Origin of the sequence: Limnohabitans planktonicus II-D5, assembly GCF_001270065.2 — a bacterium.
In the GTDB taxonomy this organism is placed as follows: domain Bacteria; phylum Pseudomonadota; class Gammaproteobacteria; order Burkholderiales; family Burkholderiaceae_C; genus Limnohabitans_A; species Limnohabitans_A planktonicus.
On the sequence record NZ_LFYT02000006.1, the window covers coordinates 1 to 18,503 of the forward strand.

Consider the following 18,503-nt stretch of genomic DNA (forward strand, 5'->3'; position numbering starts at 1 on the left):
GTCCAAGTGCCGCCATTGGCGTTTTTGTCGGTCATGAATGCCTTGATCGAGCAAGCCACACACGGGGCAGGCCAGACGTTTGGCATCGCAGGTGAGATCAAAGTCAATGCGACGGCGGGCCATGTCGAGGTTGACGTTTTCAACGCGCCACGGGGCAGACAAGCCCAGCGCACTGGTGAACAAAGATTCGATTCCAATAGCCATTTACGGATCTTCAGTTGATGAACGGACATCCGCCATCAGGATTTGTGAGCAGCCGACTGCGCCTGTGGCCAACAAACACCACCGGGCTCGGTTACTGCATTGTATTTTTCAAGTCAAGTTCCACACGGAATGACGAAGAGCCAACGCAAACCACCAGCTCGCTCACTGGCTTCGGCAAACCAATTAATGGCACCAAAAACGTATTGTATTGGCAGGGTTAATGCTGCAAGAAAGTAGAAAATCGTTAGTACTTGCACAGGTCTCATTGCTGAATCTGAAGCAAGTACAAGGCAAATTATTCCAAGGGGGAACGTAGCCCAAAGGCGGAATAGACCAACAGCTGGGTCACCATATTGATTATCAGAAAAAATTGTTACGAAACTTGCATAATACGTCACAAAAACAGAAAAAAATATCACAATATCAAAATTTATTTCCTCGGTACTTTCCATTGAAAATGCTAATAAAAATATAGCAAGAACTAAACCCAAAGCAATAAAATAAAATGGTGTTAAATTTCGTAAAATATGGAATAGATATAATGTAAAACATAGCAGCCCAAGTGCTTTAGTTGTTCTCATGTGTACCAACCGTCCTTATTAGCGCGTTCCGCACTCATTATTCTTGTCTGTGATCGTGCGCGTACACCATCTCTATATGCTCCTGCAAGCACAAATCTGTAGGCGGTGTTTGAATAAAAGAGTTTTTTGTTATCAAATCGTAATAGTATTCTGGCAATTATCTTAGCCAAATTTGAGTCTAATACAAAGTGTATTGTTTTACGATACAAATTGTGCATTCCACTTTCATTGGAATCTTGTGGCTCAAGCCATTTTGTCTGTCCAATTTCGTCCACATGCTTAAGCGAAATAGATTTGAATACTGGCATGCCATCTCGACCAGCATGGTACATTTTTATCATGAATTTTTTAATATTCCCCCCGAGTTCTTGGTGTACTATGTCTGCACTGCAAGGCTTTAGACTGTACCCTCTGGACATAAGGTCAATGCCAAACTGTATATCCTCAAAACCATAGCCTATATAGTCTTCATTAAATCTCATACCATCTTCGAGTAAAAGTTTTTTTTCAATTAGTAAATTCATTGTCACAATGTTAGTGAAATGAAGTTCGGTAGTAAAAGGTTTTTCCTTTGAAAAATGGCAATTATTGCGGTACCGATAATAATTACTTTGCTTTACCAGTATTGATGGAAACTTGACACCACCACACCATGCGATCCTTTTGCCACTAAATGGTTCAGCAGTTGTCAGAAAAATTTCCAGATGATCAGTTTCTGGTATGCAGTCATCATCTAGAAATACAATAAATTTACCTTGAGATAGTTTTATGCCTGTATTGCGTTTAGTAGTCACTGCATTTGTTTCCGCATCAACAATCCGAAGGTTGAAGTTTGGAAATGTTGAATATTTACTAACAACATCTCTTGTCGCATCACCGCTATTACTATCAATAACAATTGCCTCCCAATGTTCAAATGGTAGTGTTTGTTTTGATAATGCAGCCAATACTTCATCCAGGATATTAGGTCGTCTCCAGGTTGAAATAATTACACTAATTTTATACATAATTTTTCCTTGTTTTTTTTGAAATATAGATACGCACAGCAATAAACATGAAAATTGCAAGGCTTATTTCTGCTGCTATCATTGCAGCAATACCAGAAAATAAAGGTGCAATGTTGAGAATGGTGACAAATGTTGTTAAAGCAATTATTTCAGAAACAAGAATCGATTGAAAGTAAGATTTGTCGTTGCCGGAGGGTACTAATGTAAGTCCACCATAAATAACGCCAATTGCAATAAAGATCGGCGTGGGTGCGGCAATACGAAGCATGAGTGCTAGATCATCTTCATTATTTGGTAGCATGAGTTGTGCAATGTAATCAGCAGCTATGAATATCGTACCAGCACCTACAGTCGATAATGTTAACAAAGTTATTAGTGCGTATTTTCTTAGTTTTTCACTACTGTTCTGATCGTTATTGTGTTGCTCACTCAATAGAGGAAATAACGCATTTGCAAGAGGTATACCTAAAGCAGAAACACTGCGAATAACTCGATCTGTTATCAACAAAAGACCAGCTGCGGCTGATCCAACGTAAGCCCCCGTTAATGCCACGACGATCTGAGAGTGGAATCCTAGTAAGCTTAACGACAAGAAACTTCTCATTGAATTAGCTAAATTTTCCTTGTATTCAATTATTGATACTTTAAAATACCAAGCAATCCTCATTTTTAAAGTAGCATAAAGCAGTACTGCACCCCCAATTAAATATGTACAACCAAATGCAAATCCTGCAAGAAAAAGATCATTTTCACTTTCGATAAAAAATACAACTATAGCTAAAAAACATAACTTGGATAAAAGATTTGAAGTTGCTAACCATGCGAAATAACTTTTTCCATGAAAAAGCCATGTTGCTTGAAATACACTGCCAATAATTGCAGGTACTGATATTGCAAGAAAAAGATGCCCTTCAATAGGGGGTATTTTTAGTATAAATAATAGAATTATCAACAGCAATGTTAAGCACGCAAGGAGTGCACGTGTATTTTGTATTTTTGAATATATTTTCGAAATTTCACTATTTTTTTGTGCTAAGGCTACTTCCCTAGCTGCTACTAATATGAAACCAAAATCAACTATCTGTACTAGAAAAATAGTGATTGCCTGGGCAATTGCAAACTTTCCAAAAGCATTTGTACCAAGGGCATTTGAAAGAAATGGAAAGGCGATTAATGGCAGCAAAAAATTAGCCCCCATTGATATTGCAGAAAGAATAATATTTTTATTTAGTTTCTTCATTTATTATTTAAAAAATTCATCAATTATACAGAATTAAATAAATAATTTTAATTATTTACAAGCAAGTTTTGCCTATAAAATTAAAAAAATTCAACTGCAATGCGACTTAGCATTATTGAATGACTAGTCGGATTCAAAAATAAAGTCCACGATCACATACCTATGGCCTTGAGCCATGATGCTTTGAGAATTGCCAGTTTCTTAGCCAAATTGATGTTACGTTTTGAGTTTCTGATGGAATTTCGAATGAACACCCAAATGAGCAACAAAAACCCTGCAGCTTGCACTGCCAGCACGGTGCTGAGCCCACGTTTGGGTTCTGAATGCTTGGTGGGTAATGTTGCCTCTTGCACCAGAACGCTGGCATCTAGGCCATTCAGTTGTTGCTCGATCGTAGATTGAGCTGCTTGGCTTTCTTGCACAACGCGCATCATTTGAGCATAGCCTTGAGCCACTTCAGATGCACCAGAAGTACCTGTGCTTTCTAGTTTTTTACCTAACAATTGTGCAGATTGGCTGGCTTCTTTTTCACGGGCTTTGGCCTGTTCCAACTGTTTTTCAAGCCTTGCTTTTTCGCTGTCGCGTGGCTTGCTTTGTGCATAGACCTGTTGAAGCACAGACATGTTCAAAGCTTGTGCAGCCTGTGGGGTATGGGCTTTTGTGATCAGGGTGACCAACTTGTCTTTGGCGTTGAACCGGGCTTGAATTTCCTCTTTGAGCTTCAAGCGGGCATCGTCAACCTCCATGCCTGGGGTGTATCCCAAAGTTTTTGCAATGGGGTCAAGTACAGCGGCACTGTGAATGAGGCTAGCCGTTATTTGCTCAGCCTTAAGAATGGCGGTGCTTTCATAGGTTTTGGGCCACAGCGAAGCTGCTGCAAAAACCACAAGACCCGCAACAACGGGGCCAATAACCAGTAATCTCAAGTTATCAACGATGACTTGTAGTAAATCGATCAATGTAAACGTCTCAATGATCGAGACTGTGGATTCGGTATTTGGATTTTCAGTGTTCATATTTCTTTTTGATCATGAATCTTGTACGGTACGCCCGACATGACATTCAAATTGTGATGGGGCGTATGCAGAATGGACTAACGATTTCAAACGTTGAATTAACGTCTTAGCAAAAAACTTCTGCTTGCGCCAAGCTCAGTCCAGCTTGGTCTTTAAGCGACAGTTGTGGCGCCAGCCCTTGCGGCCAAGTGATCCCAATGGCCGGGTCGTTCCACGCAATACAGCGTTCGTGCACGGGGGCGTAGTAGTCGGTGGTTTTGTACAAGAAGTCGGCAGCGTCCGACAACACCACAAAGCCATGCGCAAAGCCCGGTGGCACCCAGAATTGTTTGTGGTTGTCCTCAGTCAGTTCCACTCCGGCCCATTGGCCAAAGGTGGGAGAGCTTTTGCGGATGTCCACGGCCACGTCAAACACGGCGCCGCGCACCACACGCACCAGCTTGCCTTGTGGCTGCTGCAGCTGGTAGTGCAAGCCACGCAACACGCCTTGGGCGCTGCGGCTGTGGTTGTCTTGCACAAAGTTCACATCCAGGCCAGTGACTTGGTTGAAGTCTTGCTGGTTGAAGCTTTCAAAAAAGAAGCCGCGCGCATCGCCAAAGACCTTGGGCTCGAGGATGAGCAGGTCGGGGATGTGGGTGGGGGTGACGGTGTAGGGCATGGATTGGATCAATTGCTGTGGCTCATTTGATCATTGAGCAGCCAGGCGCTGGCCAGGGTGAGTTCAATGTCAGACGGCCAGCTCAGGTCACTGGGTGGCGGCATCAGCACAATCAGTTGTGCATGTGCTTGCGTCAATTGCTTCCGGGCGTCTTGCAACGCACGGATTTCTCGCGTCAAGGTGTCCTGTGAGCTGATGTCTGCACAGACTTGAATCAGTGCTTCGCGCCCATCGGGATAGCGGGCATGAAAATCCACCTCAAACCCGCCGGGCGTGTGAACATAGCTCACTTCGGCACCGTTGCGCAGCAGTTGGTGCAAGACGGCACATTCGAGTGCATGGCCGGTGTTGGCTTTACCGGATCGGTCAAACAAGGCGATCAGCCCGGTATCGACGGGGTAGACCTTGCGGGGGTTGACTTGTTTTTGTCGAACCGAGCTGCTGCAGATGCTGATGCTGGTGAGTAAAAACGCGTCTTCTAAATAAGACAGAAGCTGGTGCAACGTGTCTTTGCCCACAGCAACGCCTCGCGACTTGAGGTCGGCATGGAATTTGTTGATGCTAAAGCTGCCTGCAGCGTTGCCCAAGAGTTGTTGCACCATCCATCGCAGCACCTGGGGCTGACTGAGGTTGTGGCGCTCTATCACGTCGCGCAACAGCAAAACGTCTACGTAATTGCGCAGCAGGGCGTGGCGGCTGCGTGTGTCCAAGCCTTGCGCTTCTGGAAATCCGCCTTGCTCCAGGTACTGATCCAGGTCGTGCGCAAGTTGTGAATGGCTGGCTTTGGTGAGTTTGTACCATTCCTGTGTGGGTTCATGCCCAATGTGGCGCAGCATTTCTCGAAAGCTGAAGGGTGTGACGGTGGCCTCCAGGGCGCGGCCCCGCATGCTGCTGGCCACTTCGCGAGAGAGCATGCGTGCAGAAGAACCCGAGAGGTAGAGGTCGATGTTTTCGGAGTCCAGCAAGCGGCGGGCAAAGGTTTCCCAGCCCGGTACAAGCTGTATCTCGTCTAGATAGAAAGCGGCTCGGCGTTGGTCGCGCCACTCTGGATGAAGCCGGTAGTAGGTTTGCACCAGCCGGTCGAGGTCAGATGCTTGCAAGCCTGCGAGTCGTTCGTCTTCAAAGCTGAAGTAAACCAGCCCTTCACGCGGCGTACCAGCTTGTACGCGCTGGGCCATGAGCTGCCACAAAAACGTGGTTTTGCCGGCCCGGCGCATGCCAATCACGGCCAGCGCTTTGCCCTGCACTTGCGGCAGCCAGACATCGCGTCGGGTCATGACGGGCATGGAGCGCGTTTGCGCATCCACGATTTTTTCCGTGTAGACCGAGTCTATTTGACTATCTGAAAACAACATATATTTTGAATATTATCCTTTTAAAAAGGACAAATTCAAATAAATTTAGGCGGCTGAGCTGGACTCAACAATGAGCAGGTCGGGGATGTGGGTGGGGGTGACGGTGTAGGGCATGGGGAGTTGCTTGAAATCGCCGAACGGAGTTCAGCTCCTATAAGGAGGAATTCAATGACTGTTGAGCGAGTGTCAGGAGTGCTTGGGCTTGGTCAAGGCATTCCTTGAGCAAACTTTCGGTGATGAGTTCACCGTCGTAGTCGGTCAAGTTTCTTTGTTTGCGCAGACTGTCCAAAATTCTGACAGTGGTGGGTGCCACGTTCAGGGTGTGGACAAGGCATTGCAATGTGGTTTGGTGATGGCCTGGTTTGCTGGTCGATGTCCTGTAGCCCTGGCTCAGCAAGGCAGCATCGGCGACCGCTCGAATGGCTGTGTAAGCGCAGTCAAAACGCGTTTCCATGCTGTTGTCGGTGCGCTTGGCGTCTTCCAATCTGATTTGCGCAACATGCAGCATTTTTTGCTGCAGTTCATGAGAAAACGGCACCGAATCAAGCAAGCCAATACGGTGCAGGTTGCTCAGGGGCTCAGAGTTCATGTTCTTCCCCCATGATGAAGAGCTTGGGTTTGTTCATCAGTTCTTGAACAAATGTGTTGTGCACTTCTTTTTTGTCTGACCATTCTTGTCGAGTCATGACTTTGGGATTGATTTCTCGTGCCAAGCTTGTTTGTGCGTCGTACACCGAATTCACCACCTGCCCAAAACTGACGTCACCAATGATCATGAGATCAACGTCACTTTGCGGGCCTTCTGTGCCTTTGGCCATGGAACCAAAGACAAATGCCTGAGCAATGTGTGGCGTGAGCGCTTGCAGCGCTGAGACCAATACATCTTTGAGCCCGGTGGTTTTACGTATCAGCCCCGACAATTCCGGATAGACCGGATGATCGGTGTTGGCGCAAAACTGCGTTTGGTTGCCTACTTTTTGCAGCCGAAGCAATCCGACAGCCACCAGACCATCGAGTTCTTTTTTCAGAGTGCCGGGTGAAGCGCCTGTGAGCCTTGCCAGCTCCCGGAGATGAAGCCATTTTTGTGGGTTCATCAGCATTAAAGCCAATACTTTTCGACGGTATTGATTGGGAAAAAGAATTTCCGATAATGAAAAATTGTTTTCCATAAAAGTACGATTGTTTTTTTATGGAAAACATTTTAGATCGAAAGATGAAATAGAACTAACCAGGATTACCAGGAACAACCCGCTGTCGACGATGGGGCCACATCACCAGTTTGCCTTGGCCTCAAGGATCAGGGCGTCGGGGATGTGGGTGGGGTGACGGTGTAGGGCATGAGCGTTATAGCGAGAAGTAGCCGCCCGTTTTAGGGGCCCCACGAAATTCGATTTTTCCTTGGTCTTTGAGTTGCTTGAGCCAGCGTTCGATGGTGCGTTGAGTCACACCACTTTGCACAACGAGCGCCGCTGTGTTCATGCCGGGCTTTGTGGCAATGAGGCGGCTCAGGTCTTCAGTATTTTTTACTCCGCCACTTACTCCCTCATCCTGCGACTCCGACTGTGACTTTGTAAAAGTTGCCATTACCCCACCGAATTTTTCGGCAATGTCGAAGTGAACTTCCGGGTAGTCCTGCAAAGTTTTGCGGATGCGGATGAAGCCGCTGCCGTATTTTTCAATGCCGGTGGTCAGGTAGAAGGCTTCGGCGACCAGTTTGTTGCGAAGGGTGGTGCCTTGCACGGTTCCCTGGTCTGTGACGCCGACAAGGACATGCCCACCTTTTGCATTGGCAAATGCCATCAGAGTTTCGATACAGGCTTTGTCAAACGAGGACTTGAATTCCTGCGTTTGCGTCTCGCCTGCGTCGATCCATTGCTGAATCACAACGCAACCCCTTGTTGAGCAGCGATGCGGTGAATGGGTTGTTCCAGCAAGTTGGACGCTTTGAGTAGCACATCCACCTTGCGCCCATGCATGGCTCGCGAGACCCTGCTGGCAATGCGGGCCGAGACCACGGCAGGCTCGGGCAAGGCCCGACTCACTTCGATCATCAGGTCCACATCACCGCCTTTGGCCGCGTCATCTACCCGAGACCCAAACAGCGTGACCTGCACGCCCTCACCCAGCACGGCTTGGGCGGTGCTTTTGATGGTTTCGATTTGGGCGGGGGTCAGGCGCATATTGGCGGTTCTTGCTGAAGCTTTGGGTGGGCTGGCATTCGCTTGCAGGGCAAGCTCCTACAGGGATCAATGGGTGGAATAGGTTGTTTGACAAAAGGCAATGAGTTGCTCGTGCCAGAGCAAGAGCTCTGGGGCGGCTTGGATCATTTGGTCAAAAAACTCGTGAAGAACCGCTGGGTCGTCTTCTTATTCGTGGTTGACGCCGTTGCGCAGTTCGCGGATGTCTTTCCAGCGGTCCACCGAGTCGATGCAGCCGAGCTTTTCCATGTAGAGCAAAACAGCCGTGAAGGGCTCAGAGGGTTTTTCTTCCTCCACAGCCACGGCTTTCATGGTTTTGCCCATGTGCTCTTGGTATTCGCTGAAGCGAATGCGAAAGGCGGCCAGCGTTTCGTGCTGATCGGGCTGCAAGACTTGCCAGTTCTGGATGGGCAAAAGGGCTGTCACTTGAGTAATGGAATAACTCAAGTAGTCGCGCATGCGGCCCAGGTGGTCCAGCTTTTTCCAGATGAGGGCGATGTGTTCGCTCACAGGCGGATGCCTTCTTGTTTGGCGATCAAAGCGATGGGGCTGCGGTCGCCAAAGGGTTTGACTATGAGGTTTACCGGCATGTCCAGTTGGTCTTGCAAGCTGACTTTGCAGCGGATTTTTTTCATCAAATCGGGCCGGGTGGTTTCGACGTAAAGGTCCACATCGCCGCCTTTTTGCTGCTCGTCTACGCGTGAGCCAAACAACGTGACCTGCACGGCCTCACCCAGCACGGCTTGGGCGGTGCTTTTGATGGTGTCGATTTGGGCGGGGGTCAGGCGCATGTTGGGGTTTTGTGGATTTTTTCTGGATTGCCACGTCGCTTCATTACCATTGATTCGGCCGTGTGAAGTTTTCAATGCCCAAAGCTGTTGTAGGTCGGCGGTCGAAGACTCCGAAATGGGCCTGTGCCGAAACCCAAAACGTCGGACTCTGCGAGTACCGACCTACCAGATGACATTTCTCACACATTTCAAACTTCAGCGTGCCGGATCAATAGCAATGACGGATTCTGATTCGTCTTTGCGAGCCAAGCGTGGCCATCCCGTGTTTACTTCAGCAAGTTCAACAAGTAATGGCCGTAACCGTTTTTGGCCAAGGGCTGAGCGAGTTTTTGCAGTGATTCGGCGTTGATCCACTTTTGATGGAAAGCGATTTCTTCTGGGCAGGCGACCATAAGACCTTGGCGTTTTTGCAAGGTGGCAATGAAACCAGCGGCTTCGAGCAGGCTGTCGTGGGTGCCAGTGTCGAGCCAGGCATAGCCGCGGCCCATGATTTCAACATTGAGTTGGTCCAGTTCCAGATAGCGTTTGTTGACGTCGGTGATTTCCAGCTCGCCACGGTGTGATGGCTGGATGTCTGCGGCGATATCACAGACTTGGCTGTCGTAAAAATACAGGCCGGTGACTGCGTAATTGCTTTTTGGGGCCTTGGGTTTTTCTTCAATGCTGAGCGCGCGTTGCTGATCGTCAAAGTCGACCACACCGTAGCGCTCGGGATCGTGCACATGGTAGGCAAAGACGCTGGCGCCTGCGTTGCGCTGGTCAGCGCTACCCAGCAGTTTGACCAAGTCATGGCCGTAAAAGATGTTGTCGCCCAAGACCAATGCACTGGGATCGTTGCCGACAAAGTCTTTGCCGATGATGAAGGCCTGGGCCAGGCCGTCGGGACTGGGCTGAACGGCGTATTGGATGTTCATGCCCCACTGGCTGCCATCGCCCAGCAATTCGTTAAAGCGCGGGGTGTCTTGCGGCGTGCTGATGAGCAGCACGTCTTGGATGCCCGCCAGCATGAGCGTGGTCAGCGGGTAATACACCATGGGTTTGTCGTAGACCGGCATGAGCTGTTTGCTCACGGCTTGGGTCACCGGGTACAGGCGCGTGCCGGATCCGCCTGCGAGGATGATGCCTTTGCGATTGGACATGTTTTGTTTGCTTTGTAAGGGGTGCTGCATGAATCAATGCAGGCTACCGCAGTCCAGCAACGCAGGCGTTGCAGACTTAAGACAGATTAAATGCACCATTCCAGTGCAAAAACCATCGACCAACCCTGTTTTCAGGAGGTCCAACATTGTATTCTTAAGACCAATGGGGTTTTTAAAAAAATGTATGCCTATTGACTCATTTAAAAAATCAAATCAGCATTTTCTTGATGTTATTGACAATTTTCTTACAAAGGCGCAGACGATCCAAAACGGCGATCCCGTCCCGAAAACCACTCAATGGCTTGCTTGAGCCGCTTGGGTGTGAAGTCTGGCCACAGGTCGTCCGTGAAGAACATTTCTGCATAGGCGGCCTGCCAGAGCATGAAGTTGCTGACCCGTGACTCGCCACCTGTGCGAATGAGCAGATCGACTTCTGGGGCGTACGAAGTGCTGAGGTATGCCGACAAGCCCTCTTCCGTCATGTCTTGCAAACTCTGGTGAGGATGGGCTTTTTGCCAAGCCTGGGCGGCCTGAATCATGTCCCAGCGCCCCCCGTAATTGGCGCACACGTTGACGGTGATGGCCGTGTTGGCTGCTGTTTGCGCTTCTGCTTTGGCGATGAGGTCTTGCAGCAGGGGGCCAAAGCGCGCCGTGTCACCCACCACTTTAAGACGCACGCCGTTGGCGTTCATGTTGTTGATCTCTTTTTGCAAGTACGTCATGAACAGGCTCATGAGGCTGCTGACTTCTTCTTCGGGGCGTTTCCAGTTTTCGGTACTGAATGCAAACAAGCTCAATTGCGACACGCCCAATGCGGAACAGGCTTTGACGATGTCGCGCACCCGTTTGGCACCGGCGGCATGCCCGAGGGCTGCGGGCATGAAGCGCTTTTTGGCCCAGCGACGATTGCCGTCCATGATGATGGCAATGTGAGCGGGCAGTGTGATGGAGGGGGAGGAAGACAAGTGATGGCCGGTGCTGAATGGGGGAGTGATTTTAGTGGCTTGAATGTGCATTTGAATCAGCCGTGGCTGAGTTCGACTTGATGGTGTTCGAGTTGGACAACGGTGGGACGACCGAGTATTTCCAACAAAACAGCCACCCGTTTACTGGACACATTTTGCACAAGTCCCTCGATGCCTTTGAGGGCTGTGTGTTTGAGTCTCACGGTTTGACCCGCTTTGATGTTGCTCAACTCTTGCAAGGTGGCGTGGTTGCGATCTTGTTCGAGCTGGCGGATGCGCTGCACAAGGTCGTCGTGCAAGAGCGCCGGCTCAAAACCGAAACGCACAATCGTGGCCACGCCTTTGGTGCTGCGCACAGCTGAGATGCTTTGCTCGGGTTTGCCCGGGCGAAACAGGATGTAGCGCGGAAACATGGGCTCAAACAAGGCCACCGGGCCTTGTTCTGTTTTCTTGAACTTCTTGTAAAGCGGCAAATACGATTCAAATGCCTGCTGCTCCAGATTGATGTGGGCGATTTCTTCTTGACGAGGCTTGGTGTAAGCCAAATACCAACGACCTGCGCCTGGGTTGTCGCTAGAAAAGGGATTTGTTGTCTCTTGGATCAAGGGCATGCGCGAAATCGTTAATGAACAAAGTTTAACAAGATTTTAACTTTTTTCTTTACTGCTGAAATCAGTTTTTAAATGCAAAACCCCGCAAAGCGGGGTTTTGCATTTTCAACAACTCAGCCAATCTTTAATTGACAATTAATTTTATCAATTTTGCTTCATTGATTCCAGTCGGCTTGAATCTTACATTGTTCGATTCATGAGGGCAGCCACCTTGCACCGACAACGACCCAGTTTCGCAAGCGCATCTGGCTTGAACCAGAAACTAAACCCTCGCGGGTGGAGTCCTCGAAAAAAAGGGTGGCTGGATCAATAAGGATTGAACAGAGTAGCAGAAAACAATGAAAGGCTCAAAAGACTCAAGCGATCGTGAAAGGCGCGCGGTCTTGACCTTCAATCCACTTGGGCGCTTTGCCTCGACCTGTCCAGGTTTGGCCAGTGGCTGGGTCACGGTATTTGGCAGCCACTTTGCTGACTGCTTTGGCGCTGACACTCTTGCTGACGCGGCCAGGGAATATGTCTTGTGCAGTCAGGCCATATTCAGCCACCAACTCGCGAACTTTAGCGACTGCGCTGGAAATTTCATTCTGGCGGGCTTGAGCAATGGCCAATTCCAAGGCTTCACGCTGGGCCAATAATTCTTTGTAGCTTTGGGTCATGTTAACTCCTGATTAAAATAACAAGTCTGAAATATACACCAAATAATCCGTACGGCATTGTTTTTTTTAAACTGACTGAATTTCAGCAGTTCAATACAGAAAATTCCTCGATCAAAAATTTTTTCCACACAGTGGGTCTACATACAAAAAATGTTGTCCAGATATTATGGAACTGGCCACAAGGTGTTTGAATTTGTTTCGGCTGTGCCAGCGTTGTGCGGCTGACGATGGTTTTCAAGGGGATTCCACGCCCATCAATTGCAATGCAAGCACCGGCGGGTCGCATATTGTCCCGGGAGCGTGACAACACCACCCCTATTGATTTTGCTTATGGATCTGGCACGCTGAAGTTTGAAATGAGTGAGACATGTCATCTTGTAGGTCGGTACTCGCAGAGTCCGACATGGTGGGTTTGGGCACAGGCCCCTGTCGGAGTCTTCGACCGCCGACCTACAACATCGTTGCGCATTGAAAACTTCACGGGGCCGAATCGATAGGTCTTATCGGCCGCCCACCATACCTGGTGCACCCCAAAAAAAACGGCCTCCAAGGAGGCCGTTTTGATGCGCAGCACAAGTGCTTCAGGCGCAGGTCATTCTTCGACGAAGGCTTCTTCACGTTTGGATTTGATCGAAGGCAAAGCCACGATGATCAAAAGCAGCAAGGCCGCAGCCAGCAAACCTGCTGACAAGGGGCGCGTGACGAACACACTCCAGTCTCCGCGTGACAAGAGCATGGCGCGGCGCAGGTTTTCTTCCATCATCGGGCCCAGGATAAAGCCCAACAGCAAAGGCGCTGGCTCCATGCCGAGTTTGATGAAGACGTAACCAATCACGCCAAACATCGCCACCATCCAGATGTCCCAGGTGTTGTTGTTGGTCGAATACACGCCAATGGCGCAGAACAGCACAATGGCCGGGAACAACCAACGGTAAGGCACCGACAGCAACTTGATCCAGATGCCGATCAGGGGCAGGTTCAAGATGATCAGCATGGCGTTGCCGATCCACATCGAGGCGATCAGGCCCCAGAACAACTCGGGGTTGCTGGTCATCACCTGAGGGCCAGGCTGGATGTTGTGGATGGTCATCGCGCCCACCATCAAAGCCATCACGGCGTTGGGCGGAATGCCCAGTGTCAGCAATGGAATGAAGGAAGTTTGCGAGGCCGAGTTGTTGGCTGATTCGGGCGAAGCCACACCGCGGATGTTGCCTTGGCCGAAGGGCACTTCACCAGGACGGAGTTTGGTTTTCTTCTCGATGGTGTAGGCCGCAAACGCTGCCAACAAAGCACCGCCACCGGGCAAGATGCCCAAGGCCGATCCCAAAGCCGTGCCACGCAACACAGCAGGCACCATGTTTTTGAAGTCTTCAGCGCTGGGCATCAAACCGGTCACTTTGGCCGTGAAGACTTCGCGCTCTTCTTCGGGCTTGGACAGGTTGGAGATGATCTCGCCATAACCGAACACACCCATGGCGATCACGATGAAGCCCACGCCATCGGTCAACTCAGGGATGTCGAAGCTGAAACGCGCTACGCCCGAGTTCACGTCGGTGCCGATCAAGCCCATCAACAGACCCAACACGATCATGCCGACCGCTTTGATGAGCGAGCCTGAAGCCAACACCACCGCACCAATCAAGCCCAAGACCATGAGCGAGAAGTATTCGGCGGGGCCGAACTTGAAAGCCACTTCGGTCAGGGGGCCTGCGAAGGCCGCAAGAATCAAGGTGCCCACGCAACCGGCAAAAAACGAGCCCAAACCAGCGGCCGCCAAAGCAGGGCCGGCGCGGCCTTTGCGGGCCATTTGGTAACCGTCAATCATGGTCACCACCGACGAGGCTTCGCCGGGCAAATTGACCAAAATGGCGGTGGTGGAGCCGCCGTATTGCGCGCCGTAATAAATACCGGCCAACATGATCAGCGCAGCCACTGGTGGCAGCGCATAAGTGGCGGGCAAAAGCATGGCAATGGTGGCCACAGGGCCCACACCCGGCAAGACACCAATCAAGGTGCCCAGCAAACAGCCGATGAACGCGTAAATCAGGTTTTGAAAGGTGAAGGCCACCCCAAAACCGAGAGCCAAGTTGTCAAACAGTTCCATGAATTAATTCTCCTCAACCGGTGATGAAGGTGGGCCAGACCGGAAACTGCAGCTTGAGCAGCAGCACAAAAGCGCAGTAGCTGCCAATGGACAGGATGGTTGCCAAAATCAAGACTTCTTTGAGCTTGAAGGTGTCACCTGCCAAACTGACCACCAAGGTGGTGCCGAAAATCGCCACGATCAAACCCATGGCCGGCACGCCCATATTGGGCAGGCCACCCAATAAAAGGCCAAACAACAAATTACCGGCAATGATGAAAAACAAAGGCTTCCAGGCCCATTTGCCAATTTTTTCACCGTCTTGGGTTTCGACCGTCAACGCTTTGAACATGACAAAGGCACCGATAAGCGCCAACAAAATGCCCAGTAACAGGGGAAAGTAACCCGGCCCCATGCGGGCACCGGTACCGACGCTGTAATTGGTCGCGCCAATGGCAAAGGCTGTACCGGCCACGGTATAAAACAGCCCTGAGAAAAAGTCTTTTTGACTCTTGATGTTCACGAGATATCTCCTCTGATTGAGTTGGGGTGATTCTGCGTGAAGATACCCCCTTTGGCGGATGTGGGTTACACCTATATCCCGAGGGTGACAAAGCGCTGGTTTACCCTGATGCGCCCGTACTTTTTTGGGGTTTTTATTTGGGCCCAACATGCGCTTGATAGATCCGGCACGCACAAACCCGAAATAATTGCACTCAGCCATCTCGCAGGTCACGGACCTACGGGAAACCGCAGGCCTCGTGTTGTCGGTAGTTTCAGCTCCGACGTTTATCCTCTTCGGCACAGGCTCCATGTCGGGGCTAAAGCCACCGACCTACAAGAGCCCCCGTCCCCGTAGGTCGGCACTCGCAGAGTCCGACGTTTGCCAAACCATCTGCGGGCCGCATTCATTTCTTGTCGGTTTGCCCACCAATGTCGGGGTCTTCGACCACCGACCTACACAAGCCCCGTAGGTCGGCACTCGCAGAGTCCGACGTTTGTTCGCTTCGGCACAGGCCCATGCAGGGCTGAAGACATGACAACACCCTTGAAGAGGGAAGCCTTCAGAAGCCCGAACAACAGGTCAAGTCGTCAGGGGCTTGAATACACGCAACCATTTGGGGGCGGGTATGTCCCATTTTTCCTGGATGTTTTCGGCTGCGGCCGTGAGCTGTTCACGCTTGGGGCGCGAGGCCGTGCGCTGCGCCAGCACGATGGCGTTGCCTTCGCGGGTGGGCTTGAAGGCCCAGACCGCGTCTTCACCAAAAGCAGCGCAGATTTTCTCCACGCTTTCGCCGTAGCTGGACGAACGGCCAAACAGGTTCACCGTCATCACGCCCTGCGGGGTCAGCAGTTCCCGGCAATGGCGGTAAAAGTCGGGCGTGTCCAGCACGGGTGCTGCGGCTTCTTCGTCGTACAGATCGACCGCCAAGGCATCCACGGTGCCGCGCCATTCTTCCTTTTGAATTTCTTGCAAGGCATCGGCCAGCACCACGCGCAGGCGCTCATCGTCTGGCGGCAGGCGAAACCAGCCCCGGCAGGCATGCAAAACACCGGGGTTGAGTTCGATGGCGGTGCAGGTCATCTTGAGTTTTTTGTAGCAAAACTTGGTGATCGTGCCCGCGCCCAGCCCCAGCTGCATGGCGTGTGCGCCCTTGACTTGAGCGTGCGGGTAAAACAGCAGCCAGCCAAACATGCGCTGCACATATTCCAGCTCGATGTCGTAGGGGCGATCCAGAAACATCGAGCCCTGAATCCACTCGGTGCCCAGGTGCAGATAACGGATCTCGCCGTCTTCGGAGAAGTTGACTTCGGGCAGTTCAAGGGCTGGGTCGCCAGCTTTTTTTCGACTCATGGAGTGGTTCTGTGGTGAATGGCGCTGTCGTCAGCGGGCGGTGTCATCACGGCACGCCAGGCGGCCAGTTTTTGTTCAAAGGTCCAGGACGCATGGGCCGGACTGGTCGATGGTAGGCGATGAATCGTCACCCGCCCGGCCAAACCGGCTTCTTCCAGCGCTTTTTTGACCGTTCGGGCATGCCGGAAACTCTCGCCGCCGTTGTGGGCGATGGTGCTCAGCTGCGGACATTGCGCAAGCAGGCCCGGAAAATCATTGAGCTGGCCCTGCTGGATGGCACTGTCCAGACTGCCCTCGCGTGCGCAGGCGGCATACACGTCCCACACCCCCACGCCCAGCAAAAGCAGGCATTGGCAACGGCGGGCGTAGTCGCGGTCTGCAGGCCACCCGGCACCGGGCCACAGCGCCTGCATGATGGGCCAGAACTGGTTTTGAGGGTGCGCGTAATACTGCTGCGCCTGCAAAGACTTGACACCCGGAAAGCTGCCCAGCACCAATACCCGGGTGCCCGCAGAGACCAGCGGGGCCAGGCCTTGCAACAGAGGGGACGCACTCATGCCTGCACCCTGCGCGAGGCCAGCGCGGCCAGCCGGGGCAAGGCCCGCTGGGCATTGGCGGTGGTGAGCTGCGCCAGCGCCGCCAGCGGCATGCCGCGCAACGGGGCCAGCTGCTGGGCAATGCGCGGCAGCTCGGCCGGGCTGTTGCGCCCTTGCGGCAGGCCCTGTGCGCGCTGCTCGGCGGTCTGGTACAGCCAATGCGGGGGCATGTCGGGCGCATCGGTCTCCAGCACCAGGGCACTTTCGGGCAGCTCGGTGGCCAGGCGGCGCAATTGCAAAGCCCGCTCATAAGTGAGCGCCCCACCAAAACCCAGCGCCCAACCCAGGGCCACAAAGGCCTGCGCCTGCTGAATGCTGCCATTGAAAGCATGCGCGATGCCGCCAGGCACCGCCACCTGGCGCAAGCCTTTGAGCAGCAGATCGGCTGAACGGCACACATGCAAGATCACGGGCAGGCCATGCTTTTGCGCCAGCTGAAGCTGGGCTGTGTAGAAAAACCATTGGCGCTCACGCAGGGCGGGCGTGCACAGCGCAGGCACAAAAAAATCCAGCCCGATCTCGCCCACCGCCACCAGGTGTGGGTCACCCAGGCGCTCGGTCAGGGCTTGGTCCAGCGCCAGCACATCGGCCTCATCAGCCTGCGGCACATACAGCGGGTGGATGCCCAGCGCATACGCATCGCCGTGGCGGGCGGCCAGTTCGGCCACGGCCTGCCAGTGGCTGCGCTGCACCGCCGGGATCACGCACAGCCCCACCCCTTGCTGGCGCGCGAGCGCCCTGACGGCGTCGCGGTCGGCGTCAAACTCGGCCGCGTCCAGGTGGCAATGGGTGTCGATCCACATGGCGCGATGTGACGCCGATCAAACGGCCGCTTGCAGCACGCCCTTGACCAGGTGCAGCTGCCGGTCGCAACGCGCAGCCAGCGCGGCATCGTGCGTGACCACCACAAAGGCGGTGCCACGCTCTCGCGCCAGCTGCAGCATCAGCGCAAACACACCGTCGGCCGTTTCGCGGTCCAGGTTGCCAGTGGGCTCGTCGGCCAGCACACAAGCGGGCTCGTTCACCAGGGCACGGGCCAGCGCCACACGCTGGCGTTCGCCCCCGGACAGCTCGGAAGGCCGGTGGTGCAGTCGTTTGTCCAGGCCCACACGCGCCAGCCACTGCGCGGCCACCAGGGCGGCATCTCTGCGGTTTTGGCGGCGAATCCACAGCGGCATGGCCACGTTGTCCAGGGCGCTGAACTCGGGCAGCAAATGGTGAAACTGGTAGACAAAACCCAGGTAGCGGTTGCGCCACTGGCCTTGTTCAGCCGCGCTCAAGGCCGAGAGCAATTGGCCCTGCAGCTGCACGCTGCCCTGGGTGGGCGCATCCAGACCACCCAGCAAATGCAGCAGCGTGCTTTTGCCCGAGCCCGAAGCGCCCACAATGGCCAGGGTCTCGCCCGCGTGCACCTGCAGGTCCACGCCTTGCAGCACCGTCACATCGAGTCGGCCTTCGGTGAATCGCTTGGTCAGGCCCTGGGCCTTCAAGACGACATGGGCTTTTGGGCTGTTCAGGGGTGGGCTTGATTCGATCTGGCTGAAGACA

General features: G+C 52.3%; 22 protein-coding genes and 1 pseudogene. All 23 read right to left on the reverse strand.

The annotated features are described in order from the left end of the window. Nucleotides 1-204: pseudogene (locus H663_RS26985) on the reverse strand (ISL3 family transposase); the annotation flags it as partial. A 113-nt stretch (nt 205-317) separates the two neighbouring features. Further along, nucleotides 318-785: a hypothetical protein gene (locus H663_RS41265; protein WP_133239978.1), complete on the reverse strand. Its 468-nt coding sequence runs from the start codon at nt 783-785 to the stop codon at nt 318-320. Further along, entirely contained in the window at nt 782-1,792 is a 1,011-nt protein-coding gene (locus H663_RS26990; protein ID WP_083451070.1) for a glycosyltransferase family 2 protein, read from the reverse strand. Before H663_RS26990 ends, H663_RS41265 begins: the two co-directional genes overlap by 4 nt. Continuing rightward, nucleotides 1,785-3,032: an oligosaccharide flippase family protein gene (locus H663_RS26995; protein WP_083451071.1), complete on the reverse strand. Its 1,248-nt coding sequence runs from the start codon at nt 3,030-3,032 to the stop codon at nt 1,785-1,787. Before H663_RS26995 ends, H663_RS26990 begins: the two co-directional genes overlap by 8 nt. Before the next feature lie 152 nt (nt 3,033-3,184). After that, a complete protein-coding gene (locus tag H663_RS27000; RefSeq protein WP_133239979.1) occupies nt 3,185-4,048 on the reverse strand; it encodes a GumC domain-containing protein in 864 nt (287 codons plus the stop codon). A 106-nt stretch (nt 4,049-4,154) separates the two neighbouring features. Then, nucleotides 4,155-4,706 (reverse strand): dTDP-4-dehydrorhamnose 3,5-epimerase, encoded by a 552-nt coding sequence (gene rfbC / locus H663_RS27005; RefSeq protein WP_053170382.1) that lies wholly within the window; start codon nt 4,704-4,706, stop codon nt 4,155-4,157. A gap of 8 nt (nt 4,707-4,714) precedes the next feature. Next, nucleotides 4,715-6,061, reverse strand: coding sequence for an ATP-binding protein (locus H663_RS27010; protein ID WP_053170384.1), 1,347 nt, complete (start codon nt 6,059-6,061; stop codon nt 4,715-4,717). A gap of 151 nt (nt 6,062-6,212) precedes the next feature. Next, complete coding sequence (locus H663_RS27015; protein WP_053170386.1) at nt 6,213-6,650, reverse strand: hypothetical protein; 438 nt, start codon at nt 6,648-6,650, stop codon at nt 6,213-6,215. Beyond that, the gene (locus tag H663_RS27020; protein ID WP_053170389.1) at nt 6,640-7,230 is read right to left on the reverse strand and encodes a nucleotidyltransferase domain-containing protein; all 591 of its coding nucleotides are present in this window, start codon (nt 7,228-7,230) and stop codon (nt 6,640-6,642) included. The genes H663_RS27015 and H663_RS27020 overlap by 11 nt, the downstream gene beginning before the upstream one ends. A 175-nt stretch (nt 7,231-7,405) precedes the next feature. Further along, nucleotides 7,406-7,945, reverse strand: coding sequence for an AlbA family DNA-binding domain-containing protein (locus tag H663_RS27025; RefSeq protein ID WP_053170392.1), 540 nt, complete (start codon nt 7,943-7,945; stop codon nt 7,406-7,408). Then, nucleotides 7,942-8,241 carry a nucleotidyltransferase domain-containing protein gene (locus tag H663_RS27030; RefSeq protein ID WP_205872685.1) on the reverse strand — a complete coding sequence of 100 codons (300 nt, stop codon included), beginning with the start codon at nt 8,239-8,241 and terminating at the stop codon, nt 7,942-7,944. Before H663_RS27030 ends, H663_RS27025 begins: the two co-directional genes overlap by 4 nt. A 186-nt stretch (nt 8,242-8,427) precedes the next feature. After that, nucleotides 8,428-8,769, reverse strand: coding sequence for a hypothetical protein (locus tag H663_RS27035; protein ID WP_205872686.1), 342 nt, complete (start codon nt 8,767-8,769; stop codon nt 8,428-8,430). Beyond that, nucleotides 8,766-9,050 (reverse strand): nucleotidyltransferase domain-containing protein, encoded by a 285-nt coding sequence (locus H663_RS27040; protein WP_053170394.1) that lies wholly within the window; start codon nt 9,048-9,050, stop codon nt 8,766-8,768. Before H663_RS27040 ends, H663_RS27035 begins: the two co-directional genes overlap by 4 nt. Nucleotides 9,051-9,316: 266 nt before the next feature. After that, on the reverse strand, nt 9,317-10,189 hold the full coding sequence (gene rfbA / locus H663_RS27045) for a glucose-1-phosphate thymidylyltransferase RfbA (protein ID WP_053171565.1): 873 nt from the start codon (nt 10,187-10,189) through the stop codon (nt 9,317-9,319). Nucleotides 10,190-10,434: 245 nt separating this feature from the next. After that, nucleotides 10,435-11,205, reverse strand: a complete 771-nt coding sequence (gene uppS / locus H663_RS27050) for a polyprenyl diphosphate synthase (protein ID WP_053170396.1) — start codon at nt 11,203-11,205, stop codon at nt 10,435-10,437. A 5-nt stretch (nt 11,206-11,210) separates the two neighbouring features. Beyond that, on the reverse strand, nt 11,211-11,765 hold the full coding sequence (gene nusG, locus H663_RS27055) for a transcription termination/antitermination protein NusG (protein WP_116695821.1): 555 nt from the start codon (nt 11,763-11,765) through the stop codon (nt 11,211-11,213). A 356-nt stretch (nt 11,766-12,121) separates the two neighbouring features. Beyond that, a complete protein-coding gene (locus H663_RS27060; RefSeq protein ID WP_053170399.1) occupies nt 12,122-12,421 on the reverse strand; it encodes an H-NS histone family protein in 300 nt (99 codons plus the stop codon). 592 nt (nt 12,422-13,013) lie between these two features. Continuing rightward, nucleotides 13,014-14,525 carry a tripartite tricarboxylate transporter permease gene (locus tag H663_RS27065; protein WP_053170401.1) on the reverse strand — a complete coding sequence of 504 codons (1,512 nt, stop codon included), beginning with the start codon at nt 14,523-14,525 and terminating at the stop codon, nt 13,014-13,016. A 13-nt stretch (nt 14,526-14,538) separates the two neighbouring features. Beyond that, the gene (locus tag H663_RS27070; protein WP_053170403.1) at nt 14,539-15,027 is read right to left on the reverse strand and encodes a tripartite tricarboxylate transporter TctB family protein; all 489 of its coding nucleotides are present in this window, start codon (nt 15,025-15,027) and stop codon (nt 14,539-14,541) included. 561 nt (nt 15,028-15,588) lie between these two features. After that, the gene (locus H663_RS27075) at nt 15,589-16,359 is read right to left on the reverse strand and encodes a class I SAM-dependent methyltransferase (RefSeq protein WP_053170405.1); all 771 of its coding nucleotides are present in this window, start codon (nt 16,357-16,359) and stop codon (nt 15,589-15,591) included. Continuing rightward, on the reverse strand, nt 16,356-16,916 hold the full coding sequence (locus H663_RS27080) for a DNA-deoxyinosine glycosylase (protein ID WP_053170407.1): 561 nt from the start codon (nt 16,914-16,916) through the stop codon (nt 16,356-16,358). Before H663_RS27080 ends, H663_RS27075 begins: the two co-directional genes overlap by 4 nt. Then, nucleotides 16,913-17,758 carry a TatD family hydrolase gene (locus H663_RS27085; RefSeq protein WP_053170410.1) on the reverse strand — a complete coding sequence of 282 codons (846 nt, stop codon included), beginning with the start codon at nt 17,756-17,758 and terminating at the stop codon, nt 16,913-16,915. The genes H663_RS27080 and H663_RS27085 overlap by 4 nt, the downstream gene beginning before the upstream one ends. A gap of 18 nt (nt 17,759-17,776) precedes the next feature. Next, entirely contained in the window at nt 17,777-18,472 is a 696-nt protein-coding gene (lolD, locus tag H663_RS27090; RefSeq protein WP_053171569.1) for a lipoprotein-releasing ABC transporter ATP-binding protein LolD, read from the reverse strand. Between the last annotated feature and the right edge of the window lie 31 nt (nt 18,473-18,503).